This window comes from Pseudomonas sp. UBA6310 (assembly GCF_002438225.1).
GTDB lineage: Bacteria > Pseudomonadota > Gammaproteobacteria > Pseudomonadales > Pseudomonadaceae > Pseudomonas_O > Pseudomonas_O kuykendallii.
In genome coordinates, this window is the sequence record NZ_DJTK01000018.1 from 59668 (window position 1) to 74887 (window position 15220).

The following is a 15220-nucleotide window of genomic DNA, read 5'->3' on the forward strand; positions in this document are numbered from 1 at the left end:
TCAGAGTCCGGCCGCGTCGATATCCACCAGCAGCAGGCGCCGGCCGTTGTCGATGAACAGCCCGGCGGTCAGGCAGTACTGGTTGGTCGTGGCGTCGCGGTAGGTGCTGGAGAGCGTCAGGCGGCGCTCTTCCCAGCCCTCGGCGAGCAACTGGTAGAAGTACGGGCGCCACGACCAGTTGTGGTTCAGGTAGCGCGTGTCTTCGTGCCAGGCGCCGTTGCGCCACTCCAGGTTGGGGCTGACCTGGGTGCCGTGGCGATCGCACTCGTAGACCCGCAGCAGCCACGGATACTGTACCGGTGGCGGAATGCTGTGGGGGAAGCCGTCGGAGGCGAGGGTGCGCAGGCTGCTCATCAGTTGAGTGAGTTGCTGACGCAGCGCCACCAGTCGCGCGCGTTCGGCCAGCTTGCGCTGCACGTAATGCTCGCGCAGCGCGGCGAAGCGCTCGACGAAGGCGTCCGAGGGGAAGAAGTTCTCCTCCGGCCTGGCGAACAGGTAGCCCTGCACGTAGCGGGCGCCACATTCGAGGGCGAAATCCAGCTCGGCCTCGGTCTCAACGCCCTCGGCGATGATCCAGCAACCGGTCTTCTCGGCCATCTGCGCCAGGGCCTTGACCACCTCTCCGCTCGGCCCGCCGCGGGCGGCTTCCTGGAACAGGCGCATGTCGAGCTTGAGGATGTCCGGCTGCAGGGCCAGCACGCGATCCAGCTGCGAGTAACCGGCACCGAAGTCGTCGATGGCGATGCGGGCGCCGGCCTCGCGGTAGCGTTGCACGACTTCCGGCAGGCGCAGGCTCGCGCCGCCCAGTTCGGTTATTTCGAAAACGATGCGTTCCGGCGCGATGCCGTGGGCGCGCAGTTGCTTGAGGCTGGGAAGCGGCTGGCTGGGTCGCAGGCGGCTGATCCAGCGCGGCGAGATGTTGATGCTGAGAAACCAGTCGGTGGGCGCTTCGTCCAGGCGACTCAGGGCGTTATCGCGAATCTGGCGATCGAGTCTGCGCAGCGCGCTGGGGGAAACCTTGGGATCGACGAAGAGGGGGCCGACGGACGATACGGTGCCGTCCTCCTGGCGCAGTCGGCCCAGGGCCTCAACGCCTGCGATGAGGCCGGTGGCGGTATCGATGAACGGTTGGAAAAATGCTACTGCTTGCCCGTTTATCACGGACGCATCCTTGATCAGAGAAAGGGAAACAATTCAAAGGCATGGTAACGAGTTTCGGCCGAATTGTTTCCCACTGTTTGCAAGAATGCGGCCAGCGAAGCGCTGGCCTGACCCTAGGGTCGCGCGACGGGGCGTTCGACCACTACGGTCTTTTTCTCCACGGCACCGAAGGCCTTGACCAATGGATAGACCGCCAGCCCAAGCCGGGCGATCTTGCCCAGCATGCCCAGGCGCTTGCCGAACAGCGTCAGCACGATCCCCGCACCGATTACCAGCGGCGTCTTGTTCGCCGAAGCGGAACTGCGGGCGGACATGAACTGTTTCGCCTGCTGCAAGGGGTGGGATAGCGGCTGCGAGTGGTACAGCAACTGCTGGCGGTGCATCTCCATGCGCAGGCGGACGAGGTCCTTGCGCATGGCGCGTCGGGCAGCACTTGAAAGATGGCTCATGGCAGTAGTCGCTCCCGATTGCGGGCCAGTTCTTCGACGGTCGCCTGGAACGGAACGCTGGCCATCTCGGCAAGCCGGACCGCGCGCAGCACGCAGATGATCAGTCCCAGTCCGTAGACGACGCACAACCCGATGATGGCTGCGAGCCGGTAGCTGTCCCAGAAGCCGATCAGGATGGCGGCCGAGATGCCGATGGTCACCAGGAGTCCGAAGAACAGACTCAGGCCGGAAAAGATGAACAGCTGGAAGGTTCTCGATTTCTCTTCCTGGAGCTCTATTCCGATCAGCTCCAGATGACCCTGCATGAGCCCGACGAACGCTCCGCCCAGCTTCTTCAGCGAGGGCTTGGGAGCGTTTTCAGATGGCGAAGCGTCCATTGGTTCTCCTTAGCGGCGGCTGATCAGTCCGAGCAGGAAACCGACACCTGCGGCGATACCGATCGACTGCCACGGATGCAGGTGCACGTACTCTTCGGTCGCCTCGATCGCGGCCTTGCTCTGGTCGCGGCAGACGTTCTCGCGCTCCTTGAGCATGCCCTTGGCGCGGGTGATGTTCTCGTTGATCTTGACCCGCAGTTCGTCCGCCTGGGCGCCGGCGACCTCCTTGGTGTGCTGCAGCAGACGCTCGGTATCGGCGATCAGGGTCTGGAACTCGGCGGCAAGCGCCTCTTGGGCGTCGTGCAGGTTGCGCTTGTGCTCGGGCACGTCGATCTGGGCGAGCGGGTCGAGTTCGTCGTTCACGGAAGGATTCAGGGTGTCTTGTACGGCCACGTCAATCTCCTTGGGGCTATTGCCACTGGTGAGTGTCTCCATCTTTCGAGCCCCTGGCTTGCGGCAAGGTTCCCGAGGCGGTCGAGACGACTGTCTGAGCATTCCTGGTGCGTCGTGCATAGCGTGCGCTCCCTTCCCGTGCGGGGCGAGCGCAACGCAGGCTCGATAGTGGCGGCTCGCTGGACGTTTGTCATTGCCATGCGCCTCGGGCAGCGATTCGCGGGCAAAAAAAACCCGCCGTGAGGCGGGCTTTTTTCTGCCGCTGATTACATCAGTTGCAGGGTGTAGTTGAAGATCAGGCGGGTCTGGTCGGTATCGGCGTTGGCCGCACCGGTGTAGCCACGGTAGGCACCGTGACGCAGGGTCACGCCAAAGCCTTTGAGCGCGCCTTCCTGGAACACGTAGTCGATACGCTCGTCGCGTTCCCATTCGCTCTGGTCCTTGCCAACACCATTCGTTGCCTTGATGTTGTCGCCGCTGATGTAGGCGACCGAGGCCTTCAGGCCCGGAATGCCGACTTTTGCGAAGTCGTAGCTGTACTGACCAAAGGTGGAGTTTTCGCCAGCACGGGCGAACTGGTTAACCACGGCGTTGGTGAACAGGTAGAAGTCCGATCCAGCATTGCCTTCCGGACGGCTGTTACCGTCGGTCACGCTACCCTGGTTCAACCAGACGAAGCCGCCGTCATCCGATACGCGCTGGTGACCGAGCATGATCGCGTGCCCACCCAGGCTGTAGGTGAACATGGCGCTCCAGGTGGTGTTGTCCACTTCACCCGGGTTCTTGGCGTAGCCACCATTGTTGTTGAACTGATAGCCCGCCTGGCCGTTCTTGCCGTCGTCGCCGGACTTGAAGTAGCGCAGGTCGGTCTTGAACGACTGGTTGTCGCTGATCGGATAAACGTGGGTCAGGCCGGCGAAGTGCTGGTCGTAGTAGTTTTCCAGGTTTGCGTAGTAGTACTGCAGGGTCAGCTCTTTGTTGACCTTCCAGTCGCCGCCGGCGAAGCGGAACTGGTTGCTGCCGCGGGTGCCGCCCGCCACGGACAGCGAGGTCCAGTTGTCGGACGCACGGCCAATCACATGGCCCAGTTGGCCGGCGGTCAGGGTGAAGTCGTCGAACTCCTTCGAGGTCAGCATGCCGCCGTCGTAGAGTTGCGACATGACGCGGGAGTCGTTGGTCAGCACCACCGGCAGCATCGGCTGCAAGGCATTACCTACGCGAAGCTCGGTCTTGGACAGGCGCACTTTGCCGTTGGCGCCGGCATGGCTCCAGTTGTCCTTGCCGCCACCGTCCGAATCGCTCGGCATGAAGCTGCTGCCGTTGGGATGGTTACCCTGGCCACCGTCGAGTTTGATGCCAAGTGTGCCGGTCACATCCAGACCGAAGCCAACAGTACCTTCGGTGAACCCGGAGAGGTAGTCAAAACGAAACGCCTGGGCCCAGTCTTTTTCATCCTGGCCACCGTCGTGGTTATCGTTGTTGTAATAGAAGTTACGCAGGCCAATGCTGGCCTTGCTGTCCTTCAGAAATTCGGCCTGGGCCAGGGAGGGCACTGCGATGCTGGCGCCCAGGGCTGCGAGAGCGATAGCGCGGGCAAGTGGGGTGCTGCTCATTATTGTTGTCTCCTCGAATGGATGCTGGTCGATTCCTGACCGACCGGTTACGGCGCGATGAATAAAACATGTAGTAACTATCTAGGCGCTTAGACTTTAGTCGGCTTGCCTGGTCCTACCAAAGAGCCAGAGCGCTCTGGAAAAGACGAAATTCAGGGGGCCGGCTTTATTAACTCCCTTCCAAGCGCATCCCCTTCCTTGGGCGGGTTGATCCTACAGCCTGGCGTTGCGCTTGGACAGCCGGTGGTAGACTGCGGCGAGATGTTTTTACAGGAGCGTCGAGATGCTTCCGGAATGCCAGCTGTTGGGGACTTCGGGCTGCCATTTGTGCGAGTTGGCGGAGGCCATGCTCATGCCGTTCGTCGAGAACGGCCTGCTGGTCGAGCTGGTGGACATCGCCGAGCGGGAGGAGTGGGTGGAGCAGTACGGGCTGTCGATTCCGGTACTGCGCCGCTGCGATTCGTGGGCCGAACTGGGTTGGCCGTTCGATTCTGACCAGATAGTCGCTTTTCTTCTCTGAGCGTTCCGCCGCACCCTGAGGCGGCGGAGGCTCCCCTCATTTGTCCAGTGCCGCGCCGTTGGCGATCCAGGCGCCGATCAGATCGCGTTCCTGCTGGGTCATCTGGGTGATGTTGCCCAGCGGCATGATCTGGTTGGTCACCGCTTGTGCCTGGATGCGCGGTGCCATCTGCTGGATCTGCTGCGGCGTGTCGAACATCACGCCCGCCGGCGCCGCGCTGAACAGCGGGCTGGTCGGCTGCGCCGAATGGCAGACCGTGCAGCGTTCGTGAATCACCGCGCTGACCTTGTCGAACTCGCGGGTTGCCGGTACCTGCTGGGCGGCCGGCTGCGCGTTCGGCGCGGGGCTGGCGGGCGTGCCGAGTTTTCCCGAGGTGACGAACGCCAGGCTGATCATGCCCAGCGCCGCCAGCGGCAGCGCCCAGGCGAACTTGCCGGTGGCGTGGCGGGTGTTGAAGTAGTGGCGGACCAGCACCGCGAGCACGGAGATGGCGGCGAGGATCAGCCAGTTGTAGTGGCTGCCGTAGGTGCTGGGGAAGTGGTTGCTGATCATGATGAACAGCACGGGCAGGGTGAAATAGTTGTTGTGCCGCGAGCGCAGCAGGCCCTTGGCCGGCAGCGCCGGATCGGGTTCGCGATTCTGCTCGATGGCCGCCACCAGCGCGCGCTGCGCCGGCATGATGGTGCGGAACACGTTGCCGACCATGATGGTGCCGATCAGTGCGCCGGTATGGATGTAGGCGGCACGGCCGCTGAACACCTGGGAGAAGCCCCAGGCGGCGAACACGATCAGCACGAAGAGAGTCAGGCCGAGCAGCGCCGGATGCTTGCCGAGGGCGGATTCGCAGAGCAGGTCATAGATGAACCAGCCGGCGATCAGCGCGCCGAGGCCCACCATCACCGCCTGTGCCGGGCTCAGCGAGCTGCCCGGCGCGAGCAGGTAGACGCCGGGGTTCAGGTAGTAGACCACCATCAGCAGGGCGAAGCCGGAAAGCCAGGTGCTGTAGGCCTCCCACTTGAACCAGTGGAGGTTCTCCGGCATCTGCGGTGGCGCGAGCTTGTATTTCTCCAGGTGGTAGATGCCGCCGCCATGGATCGCCCAGAGGTCGCCGGACAACCCTTCGCGGGGGTTGCGCCGGTCGAGGTTGTTCTCCAGCCAGACGAAATAGAAAGAGGCGCCGATCCAGGCGACCCCGACGATCATGTGTATCCAGCGAATGGTCAGGTTCAGCCATTCGGTCAAATGTGCTTCCAAGATTTCTACCTCATGCCTGCAGCGGCGGCTGCCAGTCCTTCAAAGCTCGGGGTCGAGGAGCAACTGCTCGCTCTCGTCGAAAAAATGTTCGTCGCAGTTGTTGCCGGCGCCGCTGCGGTCGACCACCAGGAAGTCGTCCTGCGCGGCGATCGCCAGTACCGGGTGATGCCAGACGGCGCGGCGGTAGTTCACGCCCTGCCGGCCGTCGCTGACGAAGGCGCGCACCTGCGCCGGATCGGGGCTGTCGCCGGGCGGGGCGACCACCACCAGGAACGGCTTGCCGAGCAGCGGCACGAAGGCCTGGCTGCCCTGCGGATGGCGTTCGAGCATGCGGATGGTCAGCGGCATCTTCAGCGCCTCGGCGCGGAAGATGCTGATGATCGCCTGGTCGTCGGGCAGGTGGGTCTCCACCGTGGCCAGCTTGTGATAGCGGCGGGTGGAGCCGTTGTTGATCATGAAGAAGTCGCTGCCTTCGGTTTCGATGACGTCGCCGAAGGGGGCGAAGGCTTCCTTGGTCAGGGGCTCGATGATCAGTGTGCGCATGGCAGTCCGCTTTCCTGAGTGAACGTCCTCCCGTCGCGGGAGGGGAGGCCTCGTTTACTTCGCCAGTTTGCCGAACAGGCGCAGGCGACTGACGCCGCCGTCCGGGAACACGTTCAGGCGCACGTGGGTGATCGGGCCGAGTTTGGCGATCTGCTTGGCGAACTCGTGTTCCTGGTGCATCTGCAGCTTCTGGCTGGGCAGCAGTTCGCGCCAGAACAGGCTCTGGGTCTCGATCTGGCTGTCGGTGCCGCCTTTGACGAACGCCGCCTGGATCGAGCAGCTGTCCGGGTAGTTGCCCTTGAAGTGCAGGGTGTCGACGACGATCCGCTCGATCTCGCCCGGATGACCGAGGGCGATGATCACCCAGTCGTTGCCCGGCGTGCGGCGGCGGGCGGTCTCCCAGCCGTCGCCCATGTTCACCCCGCGGCCGGGGTTGAGCAGGTTGCCCATGCTGCCGTAGTGCTCGTCGGAACAGGCCAGCGCGCGGCCGCCATTGAGCGCCGAGGCGAGGTCGATCTGCTCGTCGGCGCGCTGCGCGGACCAGTCGCGATGCGGGATGCCATACACGCGCAGGCGCGCCACGCCGCCGTCCGGGTAGATGTTGAAGCGCAGGTGGGTCCAGGGGCGGTCGTCGGCGACGGCGTGGTAGTGGTGGCTGTTGCCCTGCAGTTCGACGGCGGGGAGCACCTCGGTCCACTCGGTGGCGTCGTCCGGATCGCCTTCGGCGATGAAACAGGCCTCCAGCGAGGCGGACGGCGGGTAGTTGCCGGTGAAGTGGCTGGTGTCGATGTCGACACCCTTGATCGAGCCGGCGATGCCCAGGCGGATCACCGCGCTGTCGTAGCCCTCGAAGCGCTTGCGCCGCGATTCCCAGCCGTCCATCCACTTGCCGTTGTCGTCGAACACGCCTTCCTTCCACACCGCCGGCGTCGGCTGGAACAGGCGGTTGACGTCGGCGAACCAGTCGTCGGTGACCGACAGGGCCTTGGTGCCGAGGCGGGCGTCGGCGAGGTTGAGGTATTTCTCGAAGGGTGCGGCGTAGGTCTTCATGGTCTTCTCGTCGGTTACAGCGCTTGCAGGCGGAACAGCGCGATCTTGTTTATTTCGGCCAGGGCGCGGGCGAATTCCTGCTCTGGCGAGTGGTGGATGCGTTCCTCGAAGGCGGCGAGGATCTGGTGCCGGTTGCTGCCTTTCACCGCCATGATGAAGGGGAAGCCGAAACGCGCCTTGTAGGCGGCGTTGAGTTCGGTGAAGCGGGCGAACTCCTCGGCGGTGCATTCATGGATGCCTGCGCCGGACTGTTCCGAGGTGGAGGCGGCGGTCAGTTCGCCGCGCACGGCGGCCTTGCCGGCCAGGTCCGGGTGGGCGTTGATCAGGGCCAGTTGTTCGGCATGACTGGCCGCGAGCAGCACGTCGGCCATCCGCGCCTGGAGCACCTCGACCTCGTCGAAGCCGGCTTCAACGCCCTTGTCGAAGGTGCGTTCGGCGACCCAGGGCGAGTGCTCGTAGATGTCGGCGAACGCTTCGACGAAGGCTGCGCGATCCAGCGTGGACGGCGTCAGGGTGCGGAAACGGCTCATGCCCGGCCTCCCTTGAAAGGGTGAGTGGCGTGCCAGTGGCGGGCGATGTCGACGCGGCGGGCGAACCAGACCTTGTCGTGGCCCTTCACGTAGTCGAGGAAGCGCTGCAGTGCGGCGAGCCGCGCCGGGCGACCGAGCAGGCGGCAGTGCATGCCGATGGACAGCATCTTCGGCGCGCCGGCTTCGCCTTCGGCGTAGAGCACGTCGAAGGCGTCCTTGAGGTACTCGAAGAAATCGTCGCCCTTGTTGAAGCCCTGCACCTGGGTGAAGCGCATGTCGTTGGTGTCGAGGGTGTAGGGGATCACCAGATGGGCCTTGTCCGGGCTTTCCGGGTCCCAGTAGGGCAGGTCGTCGTCGTAGGTGTCCGAGTCGTAGAGGAAGCCGCCTTCCTCGCGCACCAGGCGCCGGGTGTTCGGGCCGGTGCGCCCGGTGTACCAGCCGAGCGGGCGCTGGCCGGTGAGTTCGGTGAGGATGCGCACGGCCTCGTTCAGGTGCTCGCGCTCCTGGGCTTCGTCCATGTACTGGTAGTCGATCCAGCGCAGGCCGTGGCTGCAGATCTCGTGGCCGGCGGCGACCATGGCGCGGATCACCGCGGGGTGGCGCTGCGCGGCCATGGCCACGGCGAAGATGGTCAGCGGGATGGCGTGTTTGTCGAACAGCTTGAGCAGGCGCCAGACGCCCGCGCGGCTGCCGTATTCGTAGAGCGACTCCATGCTCATGTTGCGCACGCCCCGCAGCGGTTGCGCGGCCACCATCTCGGAGAGGAATGCCTCGGATTCCTTGTCGCCGTGAAGGATGTTGCGTTCGCCGCCTTCCTCGTAATTGAGTACGAAGGAAAGCGCGATGCGCGCCTCGCCGGGCCACTGCGGATGAGGGGGGCAATCGGCGTAACCGATCAGGTCGCGGGGGTATTCGGCGCTCACGGCAGGTGTCCTTGGAATATTGGAGGAACAGGCGTAGAGAAATTGTATACAGATTTGGTTATGCTTTGCGAACAGTTGTCGCATGGCGACTGTGCGTCATCGATGCTCGAAAACCGTAGCAAAAAACTTGCCTGATTGGTCAGGAGTTTTCCGCGGAAGCCGCAGCACACGTGATTTTCGGTCGATTCGCCCGGGCCGGTTTCCGCGCCCTGGCGCATGCTGCGGCGCACGACTATCCGTTCAATCCGCCCGTGTCACGGGCATGTATCCGAGGAGGCGCGGCGCGGCCGCGATCGCAATGGGACGACTGACTACCCACGTACTGGATGCCTCGCAGGGCCGGCCGGGCCGCGACATCCTGATCGAGCTGTATCGCGTCGAAGGCGCCGAGTTGCGCCTGCTCGCCGGCACGCGCAGCAATGGAGACGGGCGCTGCGACGCGCCGTTGCTCGAAGGCCAGGACTACCGTTCGGGCGTCTACCAGCTGCACTTCCACGCCGGCGACTATTACCGCGCCTGCGGTATCGCCCTGGCCGAACCGGCATTCCTCGACGTGGTGGTGCTGCGCTTCGGCATCGACGCCGCGCAGGAGCATTACCACGTTCCCCTGCTGATCTCGCCGTACAGCTATTCGACCTACCGCGGCAGCTAGTTGCGGCGAAGGTGAACAGCGGATGCGCAGGTTGAGCCGGCGAGCGTCGCCAGGCCATCGATTGCGACCCGAATCGGGGCAAACGAGGCCGATTGCCCGTCCCGGGTGCACGCTCGCGACGCACTGCACAGGCATCGCTGTAAACGATTGCCCGCATCGACTGTGTACAATATGAACCCCATTTTTCCTGCTCCGAGCGAGTCGGCCGCCATCGCGGGCCCACGGCCGGGCAGTTCGCGGATACCAGCATGAGCCCAGAGTCGCAGCCCCGGAGCCAGACAGTGCGCAGCGCCACGCGCCGCAGCGGGACCCAGGACGAGCGGGTGTATGCGCATATCTTCGACGCCATCCTCGAACAGCGCCTGGCGCCGGCGACCAAGTTGAGCGAGGAGGCGCTCGGCGCCATCTTCGGCGTCAGCCGCACGGTTATCCGCCGGGCCTTGTCGCGTCTGGGGCACGAGGGTGTGGTGTTGTTGCGGCCCAATCGCGGTGCGGTGGTGGCCAGCCCGACGGCGGACGAGGCGCGGCAGATCTTCTACGCGCGACGGATGATCGAGCGGGCGATCACCGAGCTGGCCTGCGAACGTGCCAGCGCCGCGCAGATCGCCGAGCTGCGCCGGTGCGTGGCCGAGGAGCATGCCTGTTTCGCCCGCGGCGACCGCGGCACCGGTATCCGCCTGTCCGGCGAATTCCATCTCACGCTCGCCGAAGTGGCCGGCAACGCGCCGCTGATCGGTTTCCTGCGCAGCCTGATCTCGCAAAGCTCGCTGATCATCGCCCTCTACGAAAGGCGCAACCAGGCGCATTGCTCGGACGAGGAGCACCTGCGCCTGATCGACGCCATCGAGGCGCGTGACGTCGACACCGCCGTGGGCCTGATGATGCGCCACATGGACAGCGTCGACGACAAGCTCGACTTCGAGGAAGGCGCGCCCCCGGACGACCTGCAGGCGGTGTTCTCGCACCTGCTGCCGTCCGCGGGGAAGGCTTAGTCGACGCTCAGCGCGAGCGGCGCAGCCGTCGCCAGCCGAGCACCACGCCGCTCAGGCTGACCACCAGCCCGCCCAGGCTGAAGGCGAGCATCAGCGTCTCGCGCAACGGCGGACGCTGCAGCAGCGCCTGCACGTCCCAGCTGTGCAGCAGGTTGAACAGCCAGCGCGCCAGGCGCCGGCGTTCGTCCAGCTGCTCCAGCAGCGCGCCGCTGCGTGGATCGATGTGCAGCCAGGTGCCGGCGGCATCGTCGACGCGCACGCGCAGCACCGGAAGGGGGCGTTGCAGGCCGCCGTTCATGCTCTGTTCGGCGCGGGCGAAGTAGTAGAAGTCGTAGGCCGTCAGCTCCTCGACCTCGAACGCCGTGCCCGCCGCCATAGCCTGCACCGCGCGGCGCAGGCTGCTTTCCGGCAGGCGTTGCAGCGGATCGGCGTCGCCCACCGGCAGCACCCGGCTGTTGCCGCAGCCATCCAGCGCCTGCAGGACGCCTTCGCCGCCGACCATCCGCCACTCCAGCTCGCGCGGGTGCAGGCCCGCCTGGCGAAAACGCGCCAGTGCCTCGCGCACCGGCAGCGGGAATGCCTCCGCACGCAGGCGCCGCCCTGGTAGGCCGAGGCCGTCAGGGTGGATTGGCTGTCCAGCAGGTGCCAGGGGCGCATCGACATCAGCCCGCTGAAGATCCAGGCGATCACCACGCCGCCGAACAGCAGGCCGACGATGTGGTGCCAGCGGGCGAAGCCGCCGCGATAGGGCGAGCGCGAGCCGCTGCGATAAGGGCGCGAGAAGCGCCAGCGCAGCACGCCGACCACCTGGCCGAGCAACGCCATCGCGGTGGCGGCGAGCGCCGAGTAGATGACCAGGTTCGACCACCAGGGGCCGCGCAGCGGATACAGCCAGTGCAGCCAGGCACCGATCCAGTTCCAAGCGCGTTCGGTGCGGGTCGCATCGCGCACTACCGCGCCGCTGTGGCTGGAGATGTACAGCTGGCGACCCTCGGCGTCGTCCAGCTGCACCCGGTGCAGCGGACGATCGCCGTCCAGCGCGCGGCTGTGGGTCCAGGCGTCCTCGTCGATCAGGCCGAGGTAATGCGCCGTGGCGCGGGGATCGAACTGCCGCGCGCTGGCCAGCGCGCCGGCTTCGTCGACCGGCGCGATGCGCCTGCCGTCGAGGGCGTCCAGCGTCACGCCGCTGCCATCGGCATAGCCGAGCAGGTAGCGCGGGCGCCCCTCGGTGCTGCTCAGGCGCAGGCTTTGCGGGGCCTCGTCGCGGCCGCTGGCGGCGAACACCTGCGGCAGGTCGATGCAGCAATCGCGCGCGGGTAGCTCCGGCAGGTGCGCCAGGTGCTCGGCGGGCGTCAGCTTCGGATAGCCGACGTAGAGCATCACCATGCCGGAGACGAACCACAGCGCCATCAGCAGACACAGGCCGATACCCAGCCAGCGGTGCCACAGATAGAAGTAGCGCTTCATCGGCGGCCTCAGAAGCGCGTGTTCAGCGACAGCTCCAGGCTGCGTGGTTCGCCCACGTAGTACTGGCTGTTGCTCTGGTGGATGAAGCGCGCGTAGACCTCGTCGGTGAGGTTGCGCAGCCGGGCGGTGAGGTCGGTGTGCTCGTCCACGCGGTACTTCACGAAGGCGCCGAACAGCGTGTAGGAGGGCACCCACAGCGTATTGGCGTTGTTCGCGTAGACCGAGGCCACGTAGCGCGCGTCGACGCCGCCCTGCCAGTTCGCATCGAAGTCGTAGGTCAGCCAGAGGTTGCCGACGCGCTCGGGGATGTTCACCGGCGTCTTGCCCTTGCGCGACACCGGAACGCCGCCGGCGACCTCGTTGAAGTCGTCGTAGCGCGCATCGACCCAGGCGAAGTTCGCCTCGGCCAGCAGGCGCTCGGTGACCTTGAACGAGCCGGCCAGCTCGACGCCGTCGGAGGTCTGCTGCCCGGCCTGGATAGTGGCGTTGGCGTTGTTCGGGTCGGTGACCGGGAAGTCCTTGCGCACGATGCGGTAGGCGGCGACCGTGGCGGAGGCGCGGCCGTCGAGGAAGTCCAGCTTGCTGCCGACCTCGACCTGGCGCCCGGTGCTGAGATCGAAGTCGCGTACCTGGGTGGCGCTGGCGCCAGTCAGCGTGCCGCCCGGCGGCTCGGCCGAGGTGCTGTATTGCACGTAGAAACTGGCGTTGTCGCTGAGGTCGAAGACCAGCCCCGCGCGCCCGGTGATGGCGTCCCAGCGGCGATCCACCTGCACGGCATTGAGGTGGTCGGTCACGCTGAAATCGATGTGGTCGTAACGCAGCGCGGTGACCAGCGACAGGCGTTCGCCGAGTTCCTGGCGGTTCTCGATGAAGGCCGAACGGGTCTCGATCTCGTTGCTGCGGGATTTGCGCGCGGTCGCGCTCATGCCGGGGATGTCATCGAAATGGCCGGGGTCGAAGTCGCCCGGTGCGACGCTGTCGAAGGCGCCGCCCGAGCGCGGATACACCGATTGCTGGTTGACGCTGTAGTCCGCCCCCAGCGCCCAGTCGCTGGCGAGACCGAACAGATGCGTCTGGCGCAGCAGCTCGAAGCGGTTGCCGTTGAGCTCCTGGTCGTGGCGCTGCCGGTAGCCGCCGGAGCGGTTGATCGCCGAGTTGTCGGCGTTGTAGGCGTACACCTCGAGGTTGCGGTAATCGCGCTGGCCTTCGTAGTGGTAGAAGGTGTTGCGCAGCGAGGTCTGCTCGTCGAGGCGGTAGTCGGTGATCGAGCGCAGCCAGCGGGTGCGCTGCTCGTAGCGGCCGTCCTCGACGTTGTAGTTGGCGAAGCGTTGGTGCCGGTCGATCTTCAGCTCGCCGGCTTTCGGGTTGAGCGTCGGCGTGCCCCAGTACGGACTGTCCTCCTGCTCTTCCAGATATTCGATGGCCAGCGTGTGCGAGAGATCGGGCGTGAGGTCGCTGAGCAGCGAGAACGCCAGGTTGTTCGCGCCGCGCTCCTGGCGATCGATGTAGCCGTTGCTGCTGTCGCGGCTGAAATCCACCCGTGCGTAATGGCGCGGGCCGGGGCCTTCGTTGAGCGCCTGGTTGTAGCCGATGGCGGTCTGCTGGGTGTCGAAACGGGCGTAGCTGATGCGCGCCTCGCCGGCGCTTTCCTCGCGGCTCGCCAGCTTGGTCACGTAGTTCAGCGTGCCACCCACCGAGCCGCTGCCGTGGGCGAACGAGGAAGGCCCGCCGATCAGCTCGACGCGGTCGTAGATCCAGGCGTTCACCGGGCGATTGGCCGAGCCGTATTGCAGGCTGATGCCGTTGAACAGCTGGTTGACCTGGGCGCCGTTGAAGCCGCGGTAGGCGACGTAGCCGCCCCAGCCGGGCGGCGCCGAGGCGTTCACGCCGGGCAGCGCGTTGGCGACCTCCTGGAAATCGCGCGCGCCGAGGCGTTCGATGCGTGCGCGATCGGCAACGCTGACCGAGGCCGGGTTCTCGCGCAGGGTCAGGCCCAGGCGCGAGCCGGTGTCGGCCGTGTCGTCGAGGTGCAGGCCGGTGTTCTCTTCCTGCTCGGCGCTGACGCTGGCGCCGGGCAGGGTGAGGGGCGGATGGTCGGCGAACGCGGGGGTGCAGAAGCCGGCGAGCAGCGCCAGCGGGAGGCTGAAATCTTTCATCGTTGATGACTTCCATGCGAGGACGGTCGCTCTCCCGTGGACCGTGCGCGCAGGCGCCGGCCGGGAAGGGCGTGGAGTGTTCAGGGCGATGGAAGGGTCAGGGCGAAGCGCGGGGGTTTATCGAGGGCCAGAGGTAGCGCGGTGGCGGTTGGGCGAAGGTCAGCGCCAGCAGCGGGGCGATGCCCGGCGCGGCGAGTGCCTGCACGAGCCAGCCGTTGCTGTTGATCGCCACGGCAACGGACGCCGAGGAGCACAACGGGCAGGCGTTCATCGACGGCAGCGTGGATTTGCCGTCGGAGGAGGGCGCATGGCTGCCGTGCTCGGCGCTCTCCGCCGAGCAGAACCCGCCTTCCAGGCCGCTGAGGCTGAGCGCGCTCATCTGCCCGTGATGCAGGCCGCAGGCGAACAGATTGAGCAGGACGCAGACGAGCAGCATCCAGGCAATCAGCGAGCGGTCTTGGCGGGCGATTTTCATGGGCCGCGACTCTACCAGCGTCGCGGCGCCGGGCAAACACCCGGCGCGCGGCGGTCGCCTCAGTCGCGGCGGTGCAGCGAGCGTCCGGCGGCGAAGGTTTCCTTCACCGCGCGGTCGTCGCCCAGGGTGATCAGCGCGAAGAGCTTCTCGGCGAAGGTCTTGGCCTGCTTCAGGCGGAACTCCAGCAGCGGCGTGGCCTTGTAGTCGAGCACCACGAAGTCGGCCTCCTTGCCGGCGGCGAAGTTGCCGATCTTGTCGTCGAGGTACAGCGAGCGTGCGCCGCCGAGGGTCGCCAGGTACAGCGACTTGAACGGGTTCAGCGACTCGCCGCGCAACTGCAGCACCTTGTACGCCTCGCTGAGGGTGGTGAGCTGGGAGAAGCTGGTGCCGCCGCCGACATCGGTGCCGAGGCCGACGCGCACGCCATGACCTTCCACCCGCGGCAGGTCGAACAGGCCGCTGCCGATGAACAGGTTGGAGGTCGGGCAGAAGGCCACGGCCGAGCCGGTTTCCCCGAGCCGTGCGCACTCCTCGTCGCACAGGTGCACGCCGTGGGCGAACACCGCGCGCGGGCCGATCAGGCCATGGTGGTCGTAGACGTCCAGGTAGTTCTTGCGCTCGGGGAACAGCGCCTTCACCCAGTCGATCTCCTTGAGGTTCTCGGA

At 65.9% G+C, this 15220-nt stretch carries 16 protein-coding genes and 1 pseudogene; 3 read left to right on the top strand and 14 right to left on the bottom strand.

All coding sequences use genetic code 11. The features are described 5' to 3' along the window. The 5 genes from B3E91_RS03455 to B3E91_RS03475 form a co-directional block, all read right to left on the bottom strand. On the bottom strand, positions 1–1161 hold the full coding sequence (locus tag B3E91_RS03455) for an EAL domain-containing protein (protein ID WP_287028411.1): 1161 nt from the start codon (positions 1159–1161) through the stop codon (positions 1–3). Positions 1162–1274: 113 nt separating this feature from the next. Further along, a complete protein-coding gene (locus B3E91_RS03460) occupies positions 1275–1610 on the bottom strand; it encodes a hypothetical protein (protein WP_273232962.1) in 336 nt (111 codons plus the stop codon). Beyond that, entirely contained in the window at positions 1607–1987 is a 381-nt protein-coding gene (locus B3E91_RS03465) for a phage holin family protein (protein WP_090231324.1), read from the bottom strand. Before B3E91_RS03465 ends, B3E91_RS03460 begins: the two co-directional genes overlap by 4 nt. 9 nt (positions 1988–1996) lie before the next feature. Further along, positions 1997–2320 carry a DUF883 family protein gene (locus B3E91_RS03470; protein WP_287028434.1) on the bottom strand — a complete coding sequence of 108 codons (324 nt, stop codon included), beginning with the start codon at positions 2318–2320 and terminating at the stop codon, positions 1997–1999. 326 nt (positions 2321–2646) lie between these two features. Then, on the bottom strand, positions 2647–3993 hold the full coding sequence (locus B3E91_RS03475) for an OprD family porin (protein WP_287028412.1): 1347 nt from the start codon (positions 3991–3993) through the stop codon (positions 2647–2649). Positions 3994–4276: 283 nt separating this feature from the next. Between B3E91_RS03475 and B3E91_RS03480 the strand changes: the two genes are divergently transcribed. Further along, entirely contained in the window at positions 4277–4513 is a 237-nt protein-coding gene (locus B3E91_RS03480; protein ID WP_287028413.1) for a glutaredoxin family protein, read from the top strand. A gap of 36 nt (positions 4514–4549) precedes the next feature. On the opposite strand, the gene B3E91_RS03485 is transcribed toward B3E91_RS03480, so the two are convergent. The 5 genes from B3E91_RS03485 to puuE are packed head-to-tail and all read right to left on the bottom strand — an operon-like array spanning position 4550 to position 8813. Further along, entirely contained in the window at positions 4550–5767 is a 1218-nt protein-coding gene (locus B3E91_RS03485) for a urate hydroxylase PuuD (protein WP_287028414.1), read from the bottom strand. A gap of 39 nt (positions 5768–5806) precedes the next feature. Next, positions 5807–6310, bottom strand: a complete 504-nt coding sequence (locus B3E91_RS03490) for an ureidoglycolate lyase (RefSeq protein WP_287028415.1) — start codon at positions 6308–6310, stop codon at positions 5807–5809. A 54-nt stretch (positions 6311–6364) separates the two neighbouring features. Beyond that, positions 6365–7360, bottom strand: a complete 996-nt coding sequence (gene alc, locus B3E91_RS03495) for an allantoicase (protein WP_287028416.1) — start codon at positions 7358–7360, stop codon at positions 6365–6367. 14 nt (positions 7361–7374) lie between these two features. Continuing rightward, positions 7375–7890 carry a 2-oxo-4-hydroxy-4-carboxy-5-ureidoimidazoline decarboxylase gene (uraD, locus tag B3E91_RS03500; protein WP_287028417.1) on the bottom strand — a complete coding sequence of 172 codons (516 nt, stop codon included), beginning with the start codon at positions 7888–7890 and terminating at the stop codon, positions 7375–7377. Further along, complete coding sequence (puuE, locus tag B3E91_RS03505; RefSeq protein WP_273232973.1) at positions 7887–8813, bottom strand: allantoinase PuuE; 927 nt, start codon at positions 8811–8813, stop codon at positions 7887–7889. Before puuE ends, uraD begins: the two co-directional genes overlap by 4 nt. Before the next feature lie 298 nt (positions 8814–9111). Here puuE and uraH point away from each other — a divergent pair, with 298 nt between their 5' ends. Next, positions 9112–9465 (top strand): hydroxyisourate hydrolase, encoded by a 354-nt coding sequence (gene uraH, locus B3E91_RS03510; RefSeq protein WP_273232975.1) that lies wholly within the window; start codon positions 9112–9114, stop codon positions 9463–9465. A 281-nt stretch (positions 9466–9746) separates the two neighbouring features. Further along, positions 9747–10457 carry a GntR family transcriptional regulator gene (locus B3E91_RS03515; RefSeq protein ID WP_414708185.1) on the top strand — a complete coding sequence of 237 codons (711 nt, stop codon included), beginning with the start codon at positions 9747–9749 and terminating at the stop codon, positions 10455–10457. 7 nt (positions 10458–10464) lie between these two features. Here the strand turns inward: B3E91_RS03515 and B3E91_RS03520 are convergent. The 4 genes and pseudogenes from B3E91_RS03520 to B3E91_RS03535 all read right to left on the bottom strand — a co-directional run. Continuing rightward, positions 10465–11924 (bottom strand): annotated as a pseudogene (locus B3E91_RS03520) (PepSY domain-containing protein). 8 nt (positions 11925–11932) lie between these two features. Continuing rightward, positions 11933–14080: a TonB-dependent receptor gene (locus tag B3E91_RS03525; RefSeq protein WP_287028419.1), complete on the bottom strand. Its 2148-nt coding sequence runs from the start codon at positions 14078–14080 to the stop codon at positions 11933–11935. A 97-nt stretch (positions 14081–14177) separates the two neighbouring features. Beyond that, on the bottom strand, positions 14178–14555 hold the full coding sequence (locus B3E91_RS03530; protein ID WP_287028420.1) for a DUF2946 domain-containing protein: 378 nt from the start codon (positions 14553–14555) through the stop codon (positions 14178–14180). A 59-nt stretch (positions 14556–14614) separates the two neighbouring features. Continuing rightward, the coding region (locus B3E91_RS03535) for an amidohydrolase family protein (RefSeq protein WP_287028421.1) at positions 14615–15220 on the bottom strand (606 nt) is incomplete at its 5' end.